Genomic DNA, 15,405 nt, shown 5'->3' with positions numbered 1-15,405 from the left:
TCAGTAGGTCACTTCCTGGCTGCGCCGGCGCACAATCGTCACCTCGTCGCGCTGGTTGCCGGTCGGACCCAGGTAATTGAACGCGAACGCGTGCTGGCCGTAGCCGCCGGCGAGGTGGCTGGGCTTGATCCGCACCCGGGTCAGCGCGTTGTGGTTACCGCCGCGCTTACCCGTGGTCTCGGTGCGCGGCGTGTCCACGGTGCGTTCCTGCACGTGGTAGACGAACACCACTCCGTCCGGCATGCGATGGCTGACGATGGCCCGGCATACGTATACGCCGTTGACGTTGACCGCCTCGACCCAATCGTTGTCGCGCACATTGATTTTCGCGGCGTCCCCCGGACTCATCCACATGGTCGGGCCGCCGCGGGACAGCGAGAGCATGTACAGGTTGTCCTGGTAGGTGGAGTGGAAAGACCACTTCGAGTGCGGCGTCAGATACCGCACGGTCAATCCGATGCCGTCTTCGGTCGGGCCGAGCTCGGGCGCGTTGAACAGCCGGGTCATGTCCAGCGGTGGCCGATAGACCGGCAGGTGCTCGCCGAGTTCCTCGATCCAGTCGTGAGCGAGATAGAAGTGCATCCGTCCGGTGAGCGTGTGAAAAGGCTTGAGGTGCTCGATGTTGATGGTGAACGGCGCGTAGCGGCGGCCGCCGGTCTCGCTGCCCGACCATTCCGGGCTGGTGATCACCGGCACCGGACGCGCCTGGGTGTCGGCGTAGGTGATGCGCTTTTCCTCGCTGCCCTCGGCCAGGTGGGCCAGCCTCTGGCCGGTGCGCTTCTCCAGCTCCAGGAAACCCTCGACCGCGAGCCGGCCGTTGGATGTGCCCGACAGCATCAATATCGTGTCGGCCATTCGGTCGGCCGTCGTCATCGCCGGGCGGCCTTGACCGGCACCGGAATTCATCACACCGAATTTGGCGGCCAGCTGCTCGACCTCCTGGAAGGGATGCACTGTGAAGCCCTTGACGGTCAGCCCGAATTTCTCGACCAGTGGACCCAGCGTCACCCACTTGTCGTAGATCGCGCCGTAGTCGCGCTCGACGACCGTGAGCTTGCTCATCGTCTTGCCCGGGACCGGCACTTCGTCGGCGTGCAACCAGACATGTTCGGTGCCATCGGGATACGCCAACGCGTCGGGGGTGTCATGCAGCAGCGCGGTGAGCACAACATCGCTGCGAGTACCCAGATGGCGCTTGGCCATCGCGCTGAAGGCTCGGGCGATCGCGCCGAACGCGTCGAAGTCCGAACGGGTTTCCCACGGCGGATCGGTCGCCGGGCTGAACGCGTGCACATACGGGTGCATGTCGGTGCTGGACAGGTCGGCCTTCTCGTACCAGGTCGCCGCCGGCAGCACCACGTCGGACATCAGTGTCGTCGACGTCATCCGGAAGTCGATCGACATCATCAGGTCGAGCTTGCCCTCCGGAATCTCGTTGTCCCAGGCCACATCGGAAGGCCGGACCCCGTCCGCGGTTGGTTCAGCCTGCATGTTGGAGTCGGTCCCCAACAGGTGCCGCAGGAAGTACTCGCCACCCTTGCCGGACGAGCCGATCAAGTTCGCCCGCCACACGGTGAGCACCCGTGGCCAGTTCACCGGATTGTCGGGATCGGTGATCGCGAGTTTGAGCTTGCGCTGCGCGAGTTGCTCGCCCACATACTCGGCGACGTCGCGACCCGCCACGTGCGCCTCGTCGGCGACGTCGAGGCTGGAACGGTCGAACTGCGGGTAGAACGGGCTCCACCCCATGGCCGCCGCGGAGGTCAGCAGGTCCATGGTGTGCTTTCCGGCGAACCGGCCACGGCCGACCGGGCTGGCCAGCTTGTCTGCCCCGTAGGCGTCGTAGCGCCACTGGTCGGTGTGCGCATACCAGTAAGACGCGCCGGGGACCTGTCTTGGGGGCCGCGCCCAGTCGGTGGCCATTGCCAGCGTCTGCCACCCGGTGAGCGGACGAACCTTCTCCTGACCGACGTAGTGCGCCCAGCCGCCGCCGTTTCGTCCCATCGACCCGGTGAGCATCAGCAACGCCAGCACCGCACGGTAGATGGCGTCGCCGTGGAACCAGTGGCAAATACCGCCGCCCATGATGATCATCGACCGCCCGCCGGATTCCTCAGCGCTGCGGGCGAATTCCCTTGCGACACGGATCGCCTGCGCAGCCGACACGCCGGTGATCGGCTCCTGCCAGGCCGGGGTGTTGGCCTGGGTGGCGTCGTCGTAACCGGTGGGCCAATCGCCGGGAAGCCCGGGGCGCGCCACCCCGTAGTGGGCGAGCATCAGGTCGAACACTGTGCACACCACATGCTCGCCGACGCGGCGCACCGGTACGCCACGCGTCACGGTTTCGCCGTGCCCGTCGATAGTGTCGAAGCCGGGGAACTGCACCAGCGCGGTAGCGCGGTCGCCGTTGGACGCGTGCGGGCGCTCCACGCTCAGCGCGGGAGTCACTCCATTCAGGTCGAGGTTCCACTTCCCGACGCCGTCCTCGCCGTAGCGGAATCCGACTGAGCCGTGCGGGATTACGACGGAGTCGGTAGCGGAGTCCAATATCGCGGGTTTGAACGCCGCGTTCTCCACGGCTTGACCCATGTCGGCTGCGGTGAGGTTCTTTCCGGGCACCATCGCGTCGCCGCGCTGCTCGAGCTTGATCAGAAACGGTAAATCGGTGTAGCGACGCGCAAAGTCCGCGAAGAACGGAACCTCTTGTTTGACATAGCATTCCGAGAGGATCACGTGGCCCATCGCCATGGCCAGCGCCCCGTCGGTGCCGGCCGCGCACGGCATCCACTCGTCGGCGAACTTGGTGTTGTCCGCATAGTCGGGGCTGACGCTCACCACCTTGGTGCCGCGGTAGCGGGCCTCGGCCATCCAGTGCGCGTCGGGCGTGCGGGTAATGGGCACGTTGGAACCCCACATCACCAAATACGCTGCGTCCCACCAGTCCCCCGACTCGGGCACATCGGTCTGGTCGCCGAACACCTGGGGCGAGGCCACCGGAAGGTCGGCATACCAGTCGTAGAACGACGTCATCACGCCGCCGATCAGCTCGATGAACCGCGAACCCGCAGCATGGCTGACCATCGACATCGCCGGTATCGGTGAGAAACCGGCCACCCGGTCCGGCCCGTACGCCTTGATGGTGTACACATGGGCGGCGGCGATCATCTCGGTGGCTTCGGCCCAGCTGACCCGGATCAGCCCGCCCTTGCCGCGGGCCCGCTGATAGCGGCGGCGACGCTCAGGGTCGGCCTGAATGTCTGCCCACGCCAACACCGGATCACCCAGGCGCGCTTTGGCTTCCCGGAACATCTCGACCAACAGGCCCCGGGCGTACGGATACCGCACCCGGGTCGGCGAATAGCTGTACCAGGAGAACGACGCACCCCGGGGACACCCGCGCGGCTCGTACTCGGGGCGGTCCGGACCCACCGACGGATAGTCGGTCTGCTGGGTCTCCCAGGTGATGATCCCGTCCTTGACATAGATCTTCCACGAACACGATCCCGTGCAGTTGACGCCGTGCGTCGAACGGACCACCTTGTCGTGGTTCCACCGGTCGCGGTAGAAGACGTCGGCCTCACGGCCGCCCTGCCGGGTGACGGTGCGCAGGTCGGCGGAGAACTCGCCCGGAGTGAAGAAGCGCCCGCTGCGCCCCAACAACTCCTCCAGTGCGCCTCCGACATGCGGCGTCGCAGTCAAGGAAGGACCTCCTCACCGGTACGGGCGCGCCACGTCGTCGAGCCGTGCGTGGGTTGGTATTTGGGACCGCTCGGCGACTCGACTGCGATCTCGCCGATCTTTCCGACCAGTTTCGTCGTGGCCATCACCATCGGCGGCCCGCGCTGGTCAGCAACCGTTCATCAGCATAGGGGGTGGGACACGGGCCGACCAAGACGGTTGCCGACGGGTAGTCGACAGGCGGTGCCGAGTTCCTACGTCGGCGTGCTCCACCATCCGGCGTGGTCGCCGTACCCACGCGTTACAGGTAACCAGCCGGACCGCTATCAGCATGACAACGCAACGTTAATGTTCCGTGTTGGCATGTAAAAACCAAATCACGGGCCGCAGCTTGAATGTTGCTGTGGTGTTTCTGGCAAACTCCTGTGTGCGCTGGGCTTTACGGTGTTTCAAGCATCCGCGCCAACGCGGGCAACCACTCCCGGTCGGCGGGCACCCAGTCGACGTCGTGCAGGTCGGCGGCTGTCACCCAGCGCAGTGCACGATGGTCGTGCGGGTGTGGCTCGCCGCGCAACAGCGTCACCTGATACGCCCGCAGCGTCGTTGTTTCGTTCAGCGGAATGTCGGCACCCAGCCGTTCGCCGACCGCGACCGCGTCGACGTCTACACCGAGTTCCTCGGCCAACTCGCGCGCCAATGCGTGCGGCTCGGTCTCGTCAACCATCACCTTGCCGCCGGGCAGTTCCCAGCGCCCGGCCAGTTCCGGCGGCCGACACCGTTGTGCCAGCAGCACCGCCGACCCGGAGATGACGGCCCCGGCCACAACGATCTGGTTCTGCATCGCGGGTGACGGTATACCGTCGGATGTATGGCTGTGTTAACGGATGAACAAGTAGACGCCGCACTGCCCGAACTCAATGGCTGGAAGCGCGCCGAGGGTGCCCTGCGCCGGTCGATCAAGTTCCCGTCGTTCCTGGACGGTATCGACGCCGTGCGCCGGGTAGCCGAGCACGCCGAAGCCAAGGACCATCATCCCGACATCGATATCCGTTGGCGGACAGTGACTTTCGCGTTGGTGACGCACTCGGCGGGCGGCATCACGCAAAACGACATCGACATGGCACACGACATCGACGGGATTATCGGGAGCTGACGCTGCGGCCCGTTGCCGCGATCCAGCCCAACGTCATCAGGCTGGCCACGATATAGACCATCCCGCCCCAGGCCAGATACCACGCGCGGCCGTTCTGCCAGATGGTCGGCTGGGCGAAGCTGAGCAACCACGGCACCCCGATGACGGTTAGCACCAGCCAGCTCCAGCCGAGAATCCGCGTTCCACGGCGTCCGGATAACGGCCCGTGAATCAGCCAGATCATCAACGGCACCAGCCACACCCAGTGGTGTGTCCAGGAAATCGGTGACAACAGCAGTCCGAACAGCTCCACCACCAGCAGCAGCCCTAGGCGGTCGGTTCCATCGGACCCGTCGGCGCCGGTAGCGCTCAGCGCGCGCCAGGCCAGGATGGCCAGCACCGCGGTGACGGCGATCCCGGCCAGCACCAGCGGCGAGTAGCCGGAGTCGTGGCCGAAGATTCTGCAGATACCGCCCCGCCAGGATTGGTTGAACGTCGTGCAGATCGGTCCGACCCGGTCGGTCTTGAAAATCAGATCGGTGAAGTAGTAGCGGGTCTGGTCGCCGACGACGAGTGCCGACACCGCGACGGTGGCCAGGAAGACCACCGCGGAGAACACGGCCGCGCCCCAGCGCCGGACGCCGACGAAGTACAGGCCGGTGATCGCCGGGGTCAGCTTCACGCCGGCGGCGGCGCCGACCAAGAGGCCCGAGAGCCACCACCGGGTGGTGTAGGCGGCCCACAGCGTGGCCAGCGCCAACAGGACGTTGATCTGCCCGTAGTCGAAGGTGCTGCGCAGCGGCTCGAGCCAGATGGCGACCGCGGTCCACAGCATCGCGACGCGGTGGCCCTCGCCGGCCGGGACGCCGAGCAAGCGCTGGCTGATCCGGACCACGCCGTAGAGCGCGGCCATGGTCCCGATCTGCCAGCAGAAGGCGACCAGTCCGAACGGCAACAAGTGCAGCGGGTAGAAGATGACCGCGGCGAACGGCGGGTAGGTGAACGGCAGTGGGAAATCGGGCGTTTGGTCGGCATAGACGTAGCTGTAGAGCGTTCCCGGGTGGTCGATCGCCGCGGCGCCGCCGACGTACACGTGCAGGTCGACGAAGTTGGCCCCGTTGGGGACCAGATATGTCCAGACCAGCCGCGCGGCGACGCTCAACACCAACAGCACCGGCCCGACGGCGTTGCGCGAAAACGCCCGCCGGCGGGTGCTTGATGCCGCCGGGGCGGCCGAGGTGGTGTCTATCTGCTCGATGCTAACGGGGCGCGACGGGTGCGACGGCGTCCGGTCACTGCAACCGCTCGTCTGCGTAACGATCGAATAACCGCCACACGTGTCACTTGAGTCACTTTGGTATCGCGTTACGTTCAGCGCGGGACCTGTCGTCGAGAACCAGGGAGAGCCATGTCAACCTTTTGGACGTTGGTACGCGCCACCACCGTTGTGGCGGGCACGTCGGCCGCGTTAATCGTGGGCGGTCTGCTGGGTACAGCCCATGCCGACCCGGCGCCGCCGATACCCGCACCCAATATCGGCGAGCAGCTCGTCACCTCGGCGGCCAATGCGCCGCAAGTGCTGCAAAACCTTGCCACGGCGCTGGGCGCCCAGCCGCCGGCGCAGCCGCCGTTGGCCAGCGCTGGTATCAAAGTGCCGCAGCCGACGCCCGCGAGCCTTCCGGGCACCGCCCCCGCCGTCCCAGGCCAGACCTCGCTCATTCCCGGCGCCACCGCCGCAGCCCCGGCGGCGACGAACGCCGCGCCCGGGGTCGGCGGTATCCCCGGGTTGGCACCGACCGTTCCGGCGCCGGCCGCTCCTGCGCCTGCGGCCGGACCGACAGGGTTGCTGCCGAGCGCGCAAGTTGACCTGCCACAGGTGCCGTTCCTTCCGGTGCCGCTGCCGCAGCAGGTCTCACTGCCCGGCGACCTGGCCTCGGTGGCGCCCGGCGGTGTCCCGGTTCCTCGTGGTGTCGCCCAGCCGACGACGGCGCTGACCTCGGTTCCGGCCGTGGCGCCGAACCCGTTGTTGCTGCCGCTGTCCGGCCTGCCCTGACATGCACGTTGGCCGGCTAGTGCGCCCCTACTAGCCGGCCACCCTTCAACCAAGACCGGGAGAACACCGTGGCAATCACCAGGAATCTGATCAACGGCCTCGCCGCCGCGACCGTCGCATCGAGCGTCGCACTGGTGATCTGCCCAGGCGCGGCCGCTGACCCGGCTCCGCCTCCACCGCTGCCCTCGCAACAGGTTCCGGGGCTGCCGGCGCTCACCGAGTTGAGCCCCATCATCCAGCAGGCCGCCGGCAATCCCGAGCAGGCCTCGCAGCTGCTGATGGCCGCGGCGTCGGCGTTCACCCACAACCCGGCAGCGCCCGGCGAATCGAAAAACGTTGCGTCGTCGGTGAACCAATTCGTGCAGGGGCCTACCGAGGCGGCCCCGGTGGCGCACACCGTCCCGCCCGGTGTGGAACCGGGCGCTCAGGCGCACCTGCCCACCGGTATCGACCCGGCGCATGCCGCGGGCCCCGCGCCCGAGGCCGCGCCTGGCCCCGCGGCCGCCACACCGGTCGCGGCGGCGGCACCGCCGGCGGAACCACCCGCTCCCGCCCCGGCGGCGGCTCCGGGTTTCAGCCCGGACGCGCCGCCGACACAGGAATTCATGTATCCCTCGATCGGCAACGGCTGTCTGCCGGACGGTGGTAACGCCCTGGCGACCGCGCTGTCGGTGGCTGGGCCGGCCAAGATTCCGACCCCCGGCCCCAAACCGGGCCAGACCGCCTACGTGTTCACCGCGATCGGCACGTCCGGGCCCGCAGAGGTGCAGAAGCTGCCGTTGAATGTGACGTGGGTGAATCTGACCACCGGGAAGTCGGGAAGCGCGACGCTCAAGCCGCAACCGGACATCAATCCGAACGGGCCCACCACGTTGACGGCCATCGCCGACACCGGCTCGGGCAGCATCATGTCGACGATCTTCGGGCAGGTCACCACCAAGGACAAGCAGTGCCAATTCATGCCCACCATCGGTTCGACGGTGGTGCCGTAACCCAGGTTGTCTTTGGCGCCTTGGCGCGGGTCAGTACGCCATGAACAGGATGGCGTCGCGGTCGTACTCCAGGCCGGGATGAACGCTCGCAAGGTGCGCCTGGGTCAGCTCGACCAGTTCGTCTTCGTCCTTGCCAACGATGGCCTCGCCGCATGGACAGTTCAGATGTGTCTTCACGTTGCCGCCTTTCCCTTGACCTTCTGGGCCGCCTTCATTTGCTTCTTGTATGAGCGCACCTGCTCCAGTGACCGGGCGTCGACGACATCGGCGATAGACAGGTGTGAGCCGGCTTTGCCGTACTCGCCGGCAGCCGCGCGCCAGCCCTTGGCGGTCACGGCGTACTGCTTGCCAAGCAACGCGAGAAAGATCCGCGCCTTCTGGTCACCGAAGCCCGGCAATTCCTTGAGCCGCCGCAGCACTTCCGGCCCGTCGGGGTTACCGGCCGACCACAGTGCGGCCGCGTCGCCGTCGTAGCGGTCCACGATGATCTGTGCCAAGGCCTGGATGCGTTTGGCCATTGAGCCCGGAAAGCGGTGTACCGCAGGTCTTTCCGAGCATAGTGCGGCGAACTTGTCCGGATCGTGGTTGGCGATGTCGGTGGCATCGAATCCGCCCATGCGGTCGGCGATCTTCTTGGGGCCCGCAAAGGCGGTTTCCATCGGGACCTGCTGGTCGAGCAATGCACCTATGAGAAGGGCGAGAGGATTCTCATTCAGCAGCGCATCGGCGTCCGGATTACCCGCTAGGTGCAGATTGGGCACTCGGCCAGTCTAGAACTGCGCCGGCCAGAGAAAACGGCACCGCCCATCACAGAGGTGCCGCTTTCCTAGTGGATGATCAGGCGTAGCGGATCAACTTCCAGTTGACCGCCCTGCCATTGTGCGGCGGCATGACGTTGCCCGCAGCGATTGGCGCGGTCGTGCTCGGGTAGTCCTGAGACTGCCAAACGCCGCTCTCCGGGCACAGCGTCCCGGTATGCGCAATGGTGCCGAATCGACGCCGCATACTTCGCGGCTACGACCACCAAGGGGCCGAACGGTCTGCTGTCGCTGACCACGGCCACGGTTGATACCGCTGGCACGCTGGCCAACCTGGACCCGTTCATCGAGGCCCGGTACGCGGGTGGGGCCAACGGGGCCAAGCTAACCCATTGGCTGACCTCCCCGGCTACCGCCGAGGCTCTGTCCAAGCTCAAGACCGCGAGCGACAGCAACCAGCCGTTGCTGCAATTCGTGGAGGACGGGATCACCGTCCCCGGTCTGCCAGTCCTGACCTCCACCCGCGTGGACGCTGCGACCGTGGCCTGGGGTGTTGACAGCACCCAAGAGAGTTACGTGCTGCGGAAGGGTACGACCGTCGAGCGGTTCCCCTCGGTGACCAACGACGGACAGTACGTCCGGGCGATCAGCCGCATCCGTCTAGGGTTCCTTAACCCGGCTGGTGTGGCGCGTCTCTACGACGCTCCGTGATCGAACCCTAACGGGGACAACTAAATAGCTTAACGGAAGACCCCCGGTGGTTCGGCACCGGGGGCTTCTCATACCAGCAGTCGAGCTGGACCGCGCTCAGCGTGTCTGCGAAGCGACCGCTATGGCTACCGGTCAGTGGCCGCCGTGGCCGCCGCCTCCACCATTCGGACCGCCGTTGAAGCCGCCCGGACCGCCGGGGCCGTTAGGCACGTACGGGCCGGGTCCCGGACCACCGTTGGGCATCCCATTGGGGCCGACCGGGCCGGGCCCGGGGCCGCCGTTGGGCATGAAACCCGGCCCGCCAGCGTGGCAGTTGTTCCAGTCCCAGTTATTACCCCAGCCCGGGTCCCAATACTGTCCAGGGCACCAGTCGGCCGGCATCGGTCCGGTAGGGCCGGGAAGGGCTTCAGCTACGCTCGCCGCGCCCAGACCGGCAAGTCCAAGACCCGTGGCCAAAGCAGTCGCGGCTGCAAATTGTTTGATGTTTCGCACCGGTGTTGAGTACCACCCAATAACGGTCGCCCAAACGCTTTGTCCGGAAATTTGTCTCTCCGTAGTAGACCTCGGAGGAGGTCCTGCCCGCCTCCTCGGGGTAGGGCAGCGTGCACGGCTAGCCATGCACGCGCGCAGGCGGCAGGGGTGGCGCTTAGCAGTGGAGCTTCTTGCGCTTAGGCGTCGCCCGCCTCCTGGCGGGCTAGCTACGGGCACCCCGCCCAGCAGGGCACTCAGGTAGCGGGGGCAGGCACTCGGACATAGGCGTGCCCGAGTCATGGCACACCCCCACGCGGGGGGAGAGCGCTCGGGGTGCAGGCGTGCAGGCAGGCAGCACGCAGGGCTCCGCTTGCAGCACAGGGACATTCGGGCACACAGGCAGGCGGGCAGGCGCCCGCTCGGCAGAGCGTGCAGGGGGTACCCGCTCGCTCCTCCTGCGGGCAGGCCCCCCACGGGGGACACCCTGCCCGCGCCTACGCGACCGGTCGGTAATGCTGCGCCCCGATCCGCTGCGAATCGCAGCCCTGAGTTTTGGCCGGTCAGTTAGTTATTTCCGAGAATGGAGCAAGACCCGCTTAGTCGCAGGTTCAGCACTCGGCCAGTCTAGGACTGCGGGCACCCGAGTTCGGGCGGACATGAGGATCCGATCGACGCCTTCGTGCTGACAAGGCCGTGCCCAGGAGCCTAGCGTTGGCCACGGTGAGCAAAGGAGCTTGCGATGACCGTTACCGAAGACAAACTCAATACATTTCTTGGCAAGGCGGTCGGCGATCTCGGCGCGTCGGTGAGCGCGGTGCTGATGTTGATCGGCGACGAGCTCGGCTTATATACGGCGCTCGCCCGGCACCGCTTGTCGGCCGAGGAGCTGGCGCAAAAGACCGGGACGAACGCGCGTTACATCCGCGAGTGGCTGGCAAATCAGGCCGCCGGCGGCTATGTCGAATACGACGAAGCCAGCCAGACCTATTACTTGAATGACGAACAGGAGCTGTGCCTCGCCAACGCGAACGGTCCCGTCGACCTGGTGGGCGCATACCAGATCGTCCAAGACCTGTTTTACGTACGTGAGCGTGCGGTGGAGAATTTCCGCAGCGGCAAGGGCATGGAATGGGGCGAACATCATCGGTGCCTGTTCGACGGCACCGAGCGATTCTTCCGGGGCGGCTACAATGCAAATTTGGTCTCGTCGTGGCTGCCCGCGCTTGACGGCGTCGTTGAGAAGCTAACCGCAGGCGGCCGCGCCGCCGACGTCGGCTGCGGACACGGCGCGAGCACAATCCTTATGGCGCAGGCATTTCCGAATTCGCAGTTCGTCGGCATCGACTATCACGGCCCGTCAATCGAAACCGCGCGCGAGCGGGCAGCGAAAGCGGGCGTCGACAACGCGAGCTTCGAGCTGGCCGACGCCACGTCCTACCGCGGCGATGACTATGACCTTGTCGGGTTCTTCGACTGCTTGCACGATATGGCGGACCCGTCCGGCGCGGCTCGCCATGCGAGAGCTGCACTGAAACCCGATGGCCACTGCCTGCTCGTCGAACCGTTCGCGGGCGACAGCGTCTTGGAGAACTTGAATCCAGTGGGCCGGCTGTACTACGGCGCATCGTCGCTGATTTGTGTTCCGGTGTCGCTGGCGCAGCACGGACCGGCGCTCGGCGCACAAGCGGGAGAGCAGCGGTTGCGGAAGGTGATGGTCGAAGACGGTGGTTTCACCCGGTTCCGGAGGGCGACACAGACGCCGTTCAACCTGATATTCGAGGCGCGGCCGTAATGGCTGTCAGGACATCGCTCTTGTACAAATCCTCGTCGCAGTGACGCTCCTCGAGGCCGGGAATGTCTGGCTCCGGTAGATGAACATCCGCATGGACTTCTGATGGTCGAGCAGCATTCCGACCAACAACGCGAAAGGGTCGGCCCCGAGCAGGGCGTCAGCCGCCGGATCACCGGTTAGTCGCAGTTTCGGCACTCGGTCAGTGTAGGACGGAGCGGCGGTAACGCGGTCAAATCGTCAGCTCGGCACATCTCCCCTCCGTGCGCGTTTCGCCGTTCGCGGAGCGAATTGCTCGTACCCTTGCCGCGTGACGACGTTTGCGTTGGTGCACGGTGCATGGCTCGGCGCGTGGTCTTGGGAATTGGTGACACCGCTGCTTGAGCGAGCGTGCCAACGTGTGGTCGCCATGGATTTGCCATGCGAGGACGGGTCGGCGAGTTTTGATGTCTACGCAGATGTGGTGTGTGCGTCGCTCGCGGGTTGCGACGACGACGTCGTGCTCGTCGGGCATTCCCTCGGGGGCCACACCGTGCCGCTTGTCGCCGAGCGTCGGTCGGTGCGACATGTGGTCTACCTGTGTGGTGTAGTCCCATCGATCGGCCAAAGCGTTCTCGATCAATTGCGTGACGAGCCAAGCATGCTTAATCCGCTCTGGCAGCAGGGCGTGGCTGGACCTGACCAACAAACACGAACGGTGTGGGTTGACGCCGACATCGCACGACGGGTGATCTATCACGATTGCGACGACCGCACCGCGGACGCAGCCTTTCGTCGCCTTCGCCCACAAGCACTGTATCCCCAGCGCTTACCACTCTCGCTGACTCAATTCCCTGCCGTGCCAAGTACTTACGTGGTCTGCACCCAGGACAGATTCCTGTCCCCAGAATGGTCGAAGCGGGTGGCACACGACAGGCTTGACGATGAAATCATCGAGCTTCCAGGTAGTCATTCACCTTTACTCTCACGACCGCAATCCGTTGCCGAGGTGCTGTTGCGTATCGCGGACAGCACACTTTGAGGCCCCGAGCAGCGCATCGGCGGCCGGATCACTGGCTAGTCGCGCAGCTCGTCCGAGCGTGTTGGAATCATGGTCATGACGCAGCAAGAACCTTTGACAATGCCGCTCGAAGAGGCGATACGTACCCAACGGGCGATCCGTCGGCTCAAGAGTGACCCGGTCGACGACTCGCTGGTGCTTCACATTCTCGAACTGGCGATGAAGGCGCCGACCGGTTCGAACGCGCAGAATTGGGAGTTCATCGTCGTCAAGGACCGCGAAGTGGTCGCGAAACTAGGCCGCTTGAATCGCCGTGCCTTCAACGTGTACAGCGCGATTGGCGCACGCATACTCGAGCGCCGCGGTGATGAGAAGATGCTCCGGATACTGAAGGCAGCCAGATGGCAGGCGGATCACTTCGATGCGATCCCTGTCGTCGTCGTGGCATGCCTCAAAGGCGTCATCCCACCCTGGCCGTCGGCGGCCGCAAGCAGCTCCTACGGCTCCATTTATCCCGCAGTGCAGAACCTCTTGCTGGCGGCGCGTGCGGCCGGATTGGGCGCGGCGCTGATTACCTTGCCGCTGTGGAGCAAGCTGCTGGCCAGACGCGCACTGGGCCTGCCGTGGAATGTCACTCCGTGTGCCGTAATCCCTCTCGGCTGGCCGATTGGCAAATACGGTCCCACGACGCGTCGGCCAGTTGGAGAGCTCGTCTCGCTCGACAGATACGGCAACCGAGCGTTCCTGTAGGCGGGCCGAGCAGCCGTCGCACCGAAAGACCTTGGCGCGCAGCGACTAACCGCTTTTGCGACGGAATTCCCGGCGGTTCTCCACCGGCCCGTGTGCACGCGGCTGCTTGGCACCGGCATCCTTGTGGTCCGATCCGCTCGACGACTTGGCTCGCTTGCGATCCAGGGCTTCGCGGAACTTGCGCTTGATCCCGTCCTCCGGCGCGGAATTAGATGCAGCCATGCCCGGCAGCCTACTCCGCGGTCACCGCTTGCCCGGCGGCATGCCGTATACGTGGGTGATCGGCAGCGTCAGCAGCACCCGGCGGTCGGTGACCATTGCTTGCCGGTACTCGTCCCAGTCCGGGTGTTCACCGGCGATGTTGCGGTACAACGTGATCAGCGCCTTGACGGTGTCGTCGTCGACCGCGGCCGCCGGCGGAGTGAGCTGGGCGTCGCCCTCGGCAACGGCATATGACCAACCGTCGTCGGAGCTGACCAAGAGCGAGGCCCGCGGGTCGCGGCGCAGGTTGCGCGTCTTGGCCCGCGGTTCGGTGATCGACACTTGGACGGCGAAATTGCGGGCGTCGAAGTAGTACTGCACATTGGACAGCTGTGGACGCCCATCGCGCTTGACGGTGGCGAGCACCCCGAGCGAGTTGTCGGCGATCACGGCCAGCAGCTTGTCGTCGAACACTTGGCGTCCCATGTCGAAAGCCTACGTCGCCAGCATCGCTACCATCACCGCTATGACAACGGTCGACGGCAACATCCTGGCCGGGGTTTCGGCAACCACACTGTGGACACTGCGCAACCGCGCCGCCGAAGCCCAGCGCGCCGACGGCGTGCTCGACGACCCGTGGGCGGTCCAGCTTTTCGACGACATCGACTATGACTACGGCAAGTTCGGCAACCCGCATCAATATCACCCGCGGCGGGCGCTGACGTTCGACGCCGTCACCGTTGCCTATCTCACCACTCACCCGAAAGCCTCGGTGGTCGCGTTGGCCGAGGGCTTGCAGACCAGTTTCTGGCGACTCGATCGCACCGGCCTGGCCGACGAGCTGACCTGGTACTCCGTGGACCTGCCTCCGGTGATGGCACTGCGCAAGCAGCTGCTGCCGCGCGATGACCGCATTGTCGAACTCGCCCAGTCGGCTCTGGATCGCAGCTGGATGGACCGCGTCGACGCCGGCCACGGTGTCTTGATCACCGCGGAGGGGCTGCTGATGTATCTGGACCCCGCCGACGCGCGCGGTCTGGTCACCGACTGCGCTGCCAAATTCCCCGGCGGTCAAATGGTGTTCGACTCCGTGCCGCACTGGGCCAGCCGCCGGACACTGAAGGGCTGGCAGCTGTCGGATCGGTATGCCCTACCGCCGATGCCGTTCGCCCAGACAGCAGACGAGAGCGTCGCGTTCGGCCGGTCAATCCCCGGCGTGCGAGCGGCCCGCGATGTCGCGCTGCATCCTGGTCGCGGACGGGCCAGGCTACTGGCTTGGCCGCCGGTTGATCGCATCGGTCCGCTGCGCCGGACCCGCTCGAGTGTCACGCTGCTGGAATTCGACTCATGACCCGGTACGCGGCGTTCCTGCGCGGCGTCAATGTCGGCGGCGTCAACCTCAAGATGGCCGACGTGGCGGCGGCGTTGTCCGACGCGGGGTTCGCCAACGTGCGCACGATCCTGGCCACCGGCAACGTGTTACTGGAGTCGCGGTCGGCCGCCGACGCGGTGCGGACCAAGGCCGAGAGCACGCTGCGACGGCGCTTCGGCTATGACGCCTGGGTGCTGGTCTACGACCTCGATACTGTGCGGTCCATCGTCGATGGCTACCCGTTCGACCCCGAGGTGGAGGGATACCAGTCTTACGTCACGCTCGTCGCGGATCCTGCGGTGCTCGACGAGCTTGCGGCGCTCGCGGATGATGCCGGCGCCGACGAAAAGATCGCCCGCGGCGCCGGCGTCATCTACTGGCAGGTGCCGAAGGGCGCCACCCTGGAGAGCACCATCGGCAAGACGATGGGCAAAAAGCGCTACAAATCGTCGACCACTACCCGCAACCTGCGCACGCTGGCAAAAGTACTGCGCTGAG

General features: G+C 65.9%; 17 protein-coding genes and 1 pseudogene. 9 read left to right on the top strand and 9 right to left on the bottom strand.

Annotated features, from left to right (window positions below; genetic code table 11):
- Window positions 1-3,699: a nitrate reductase subunit alpha gene (locus AWC06_RS01415; protein ID WP_085193654.1), complete on the bottom strand. Its 3,699-nt coding sequence runs from the start codon at window positions 3,697-3,699 to the stop codon at window positions 1-3.
- A 418-nt stretch (window positions 3,700-4,117) separates the two neighbouring features.
- The gene (locus AWC06_RS01410; RefSeq protein ID WP_085193652.1) at window positions 4,118-4,519 is read right to left on the bottom strand and encodes a (deoxy)nucleoside triphosphate pyrophosphohydrolase; all 402 of its coding nucleotides are present in this window, start codon (window positions 4,517-4,519) and stop codon (window positions 4,118-4,120) included.
- Between the two features lie 27 nt (window positions 4,520-4,546).
- On the opposite strand from AWC06_RS01410, the gene AWC06_RS01405 reads away from it, so the two are divergent.
- Entirely contained in the window at window positions 4,547-4,831 is a 285-nt protein-coding gene (locus AWC06_RS01405) for a 4a-hydroxytetrahydrobiopterin dehydratase (RefSeq protein WP_085193651.1), read from the top strand.
- Here AWC06_RS01405 and AWC06_RS01400 read toward each other — a convergent pair.
- Entirely contained in the window at window positions 4,818-6,068 is a 1,251-nt protein-coding gene (locus AWC06_RS01400; RefSeq protein WP_139819846.1) for a mannosyltransferase, read from the bottom strand. The genes AWC06_RS01405 and AWC06_RS01400 overlap by 14 nt on opposite strands.
- Window positions 6,069-6,218: 150 nt before the next feature.
- Here AWC06_RS01400 and AWC06_RS01395 point away from each other — a divergent pair, with 150 nt between their 5' ends.
- Together AWC06_RS01395 and AWC06_RS01390 are read left to right on the top strand one after the other, a co-directional pair.
- Window positions 6,219-6,863 (top strand): hypothetical protein, encoded by a 645-nt coding sequence (locus tag AWC06_RS01395; protein WP_085193648.1) that lies wholly within the window; start codon window positions 6,219-6,221, stop codon window positions 6,861-6,863.
- A 68-nt stretch (window positions 6,864-6,931) separates the two neighbouring features.
- Window positions 6,932-7,855, top strand: coding sequence for an Rv1157c family protein (locus AWC06_RS01390; protein WP_085193646.1), 924 nt, complete (start codon window positions 6,932-6,934; stop codon window positions 7,853-7,855).
- Between the two features lie 30 nt (window positions 7,856-7,885).
- Here AWC06_RS01390 and AWC06_RS01385 read toward each other — a convergent pair whose 3' ends face one another.
- On the bottom strand, window positions 7,886-8,032 hold the full coding sequence (locus AWC06_RS01385) for a DUF1059 domain-containing protein (protein ID WP_085193644.1): 147 nt from the start codon (window positions 8,030-8,032) through the stop codon (window positions 7,886-7,888).
- On the bottom strand, window positions 8,029-8,616 hold the full coding sequence (locus AWC06_RS01380; protein ID WP_085193642.1) for an HhH-GPD-type base excision DNA repair protein: 588 nt from the start codon (window positions 8,614-8,616) through the stop codon (window positions 8,029-8,031). The genes AWC06_RS01385 and AWC06_RS01380 overlap by 4 nt, the downstream gene beginning before the upstream one ends.
- Before the next feature lie 147 nt (window positions 8,617-8,763).
- Between AWC06_RS01380 and AWC06_RS01375 the strand changes: the two genes are divergently transcribed.
- A complete protein-coding gene (locus AWC06_RS01375; RefSeq protein WP_085193640.1) occupies window positions 8,764-9,324 on the top strand; it encodes a phage major capsid protein in 561 nt (186 codons plus the stop codon).
- Window positions 9,325-9,456: 132 nt separating this feature from the next.
- On the opposite strand, the gene AWC06_RS24040 is transcribed toward AWC06_RS01375, so the two are convergent.
- Window positions 9,457-9,705, bottom strand: coding sequence for an Mtp family mycobacterial-type pilin (locus AWC06_RS24040; RefSeq protein ID WP_483406798.1), 249 nt, complete (start codon window positions 9,703-9,705; stop codon window positions 9,457-9,459).
- A gap of 829 nt (window positions 9,706-10,534) precedes the next feature.
- Here AWC06_RS24040 and AWC06_RS01365 point away from each other — a divergent pair.
- Window positions 10,535-11,587 (top strand): class I SAM-dependent methyltransferase, encoded by a 1,053-nt coding sequence (locus AWC06_RS01365; protein ID WP_085193636.1) that lies wholly within the window; start codon window positions 10,535-10,537, stop codon window positions 11,585-11,587.
- A 90-nt stretch (window positions 11,588-11,677) separates the two neighbouring features.
- Here the strand turns inward: AWC06_RS01365 and AWC06_RS01360 are convergent.
- Window positions 11,678-11,782, bottom strand: a pseudogene (locus AWC06_RS01360) (HhH-GPD-type base excision DNA repair protein); the annotation flags it as partial.
- Window positions 11,783-11,894: 112 nt separating this feature from the next.
- On the opposite strand from AWC06_RS01360, the gene AWC06_RS01355 reads away from it, so the two are divergent.
- Both AWC06_RS01355 and AWC06_RS01350 read left to right on the top strand, forming a co-directional pair.
- Complete coding sequence (locus AWC06_RS01355) at window positions 11,895-12,605, top strand: alpha/beta fold hydrolase (protein ID WP_085193634.1); 711 nt, start codon at window positions 11,895-11,897, stop codon at window positions 12,603-12,605.
- A 75-nt stretch (window positions 12,606-12,680) separates the two neighbouring features.
- A complete protein-coding gene (locus AWC06_RS01350) occupies window positions 12,681-13,334 on the top strand; it encodes a nitroreductase family protein (RefSeq protein ID WP_227370952.1) in 654 nt (217 codons plus the stop codon).
- A gap of 45 nt (window positions 13,335-13,379) precedes the next feature.
- Here AWC06_RS01350 and AWC06_RS22855 read toward each other — a convergent pair whose 3' ends face one another.
- Together AWC06_RS22855 and AWC06_RS01345 are read right to left on the bottom strand one after the other, a co-directional pair.
- The gene (locus AWC06_RS22855) at window positions 13,380-13,556 is read right to left on the bottom strand and encodes a DUF5302 domain-containing protein (RefSeq protein ID WP_139819845.1); all 177 of its coding nucleotides are present in this window, start codon (window positions 13,554-13,556) and stop codon (window positions 13,380-13,382) included.
- Between the two features lie 21 nt (window positions 13,557-13,577).
- Window positions 13,578-14,021 (bottom strand): PPOX class F420-dependent oxidoreductase, encoded by a 444-nt coding sequence (locus AWC06_RS01345; RefSeq protein ID WP_085193631.1) that lies wholly within the window; start codon window positions 14,019-14,021, stop codon window positions 13,578-13,580.
- Window positions 14,022-14,061: 40 nt separating this feature from the next.
- Between AWC06_RS01345 and AWC06_RS01340 the strand changes: the two genes are divergently transcribed.
- Together AWC06_RS01340 and AWC06_RS01335 are read left to right on the top strand one after the other, a co-directional pair.
- Window positions 14,062-14,886, top strand: a complete 825-nt coding sequence (locus AWC06_RS01340) for a class I SAM-dependent methyltransferase (RefSeq protein ID WP_085193953.1) — start codon at window positions 14,062-14,064, stop codon at window positions 14,884-14,886.
- Complete coding sequence (locus AWC06_RS01335; protein WP_085193629.1) at window positions 14,883-15,404, top strand: DUF1697 domain-containing protein; 522 nt, start codon at window positions 14,883-14,885, stop codon at window positions 15,402-15,404. The genes AWC06_RS01340 and AWC06_RS01335 overlap by 4 nt, the downstream gene beginning before the upstream one ends.
- Window position 15,405 lies beyond the last annotated feature (1 nt).

The organism is Mycobacterium fragae (genome assembly GCF_002102185.1).
Classification (GTDB): domain Bacteria; phylum Actinomycetota; class Actinomycetes; order Mycobacteriales; family Mycobacteriaceae; genus Mycobacterium; species Mycobacterium fragae.
The sequence above is the reverse complement of the archived record's forward strand: the minus strand, read 5'-3'. Positions and strand labels throughout refer to the sequence as shown.

Coding starts and splice junctions, on each gene's coding strand:
- AWC06_RS01410 (WP_085193652.1), bottom strand. CDS start 4,519: ATGCAGAACCAGATCGTTGTGGCCGGGGCCGTCATCTCCGGGTCGGCG.
- AWC06_RS01405 (WP_085193651.1), top strand. CDS start 4,547: ATGGCTGTGTTAACGGATGAACAAGTAGACGCCGCACTGCCCGAACTC.
- AWC06_RS01395 (WP_085193648.1), top strand. CDS start 6,219: ATGTCAACCTTTTGGACGTTGGTACGCGCCACCACCGTTGTGGCGGGC.
- AWC06_RS24040 (WP_483406798.1), bottom strand. CDS start 9,705: ATGCCGGCCGACTGGTGCCCTGGACAGTATTGGGACCCGGGCTGGGGT.
- AWC06_RS01365 (WP_085193636.1), top strand. CDS start 10,535: ATGACCGTTACCGAAGACAAACTCAATACATTTCTTGGCAAGGCGGTC.
- AWC06_RS01350 (WP_227370952.1), top strand. CDS start 12,681: ATGACGCAGCAAGAACCTTTGACAATGCCGCTCGAAGAGGCGATACGT.
- AWC06_RS22855 (WP_139819845.1), bottom strand. CDS start 13,556: ATGGCTGCATCTAATTCCGCGCCGGAGGACGGGATCAAGCGCAAGTTC.
- AWC06_RS01345 (WP_085193631.1), bottom strand. CDS start 14,021: ATGGGACGCCAAGTGTTCGACGACAAGCTGCTGGCCGTGATCGCCGAC.
- AWC06_RS01340 (WP_085193953.1), top strand. CDS start 14,062: ATGACAACGGTCGACGGCAACATCCTGGCCGGGGTTTCGGCAACCACA.
- AWC06_RS01335 (WP_085193629.1), top strand. CDS start 14,883: ATGACCCGGTACGCGGCGTTCCTGCGCGGCGTCAATGTCGGCGGCGTC.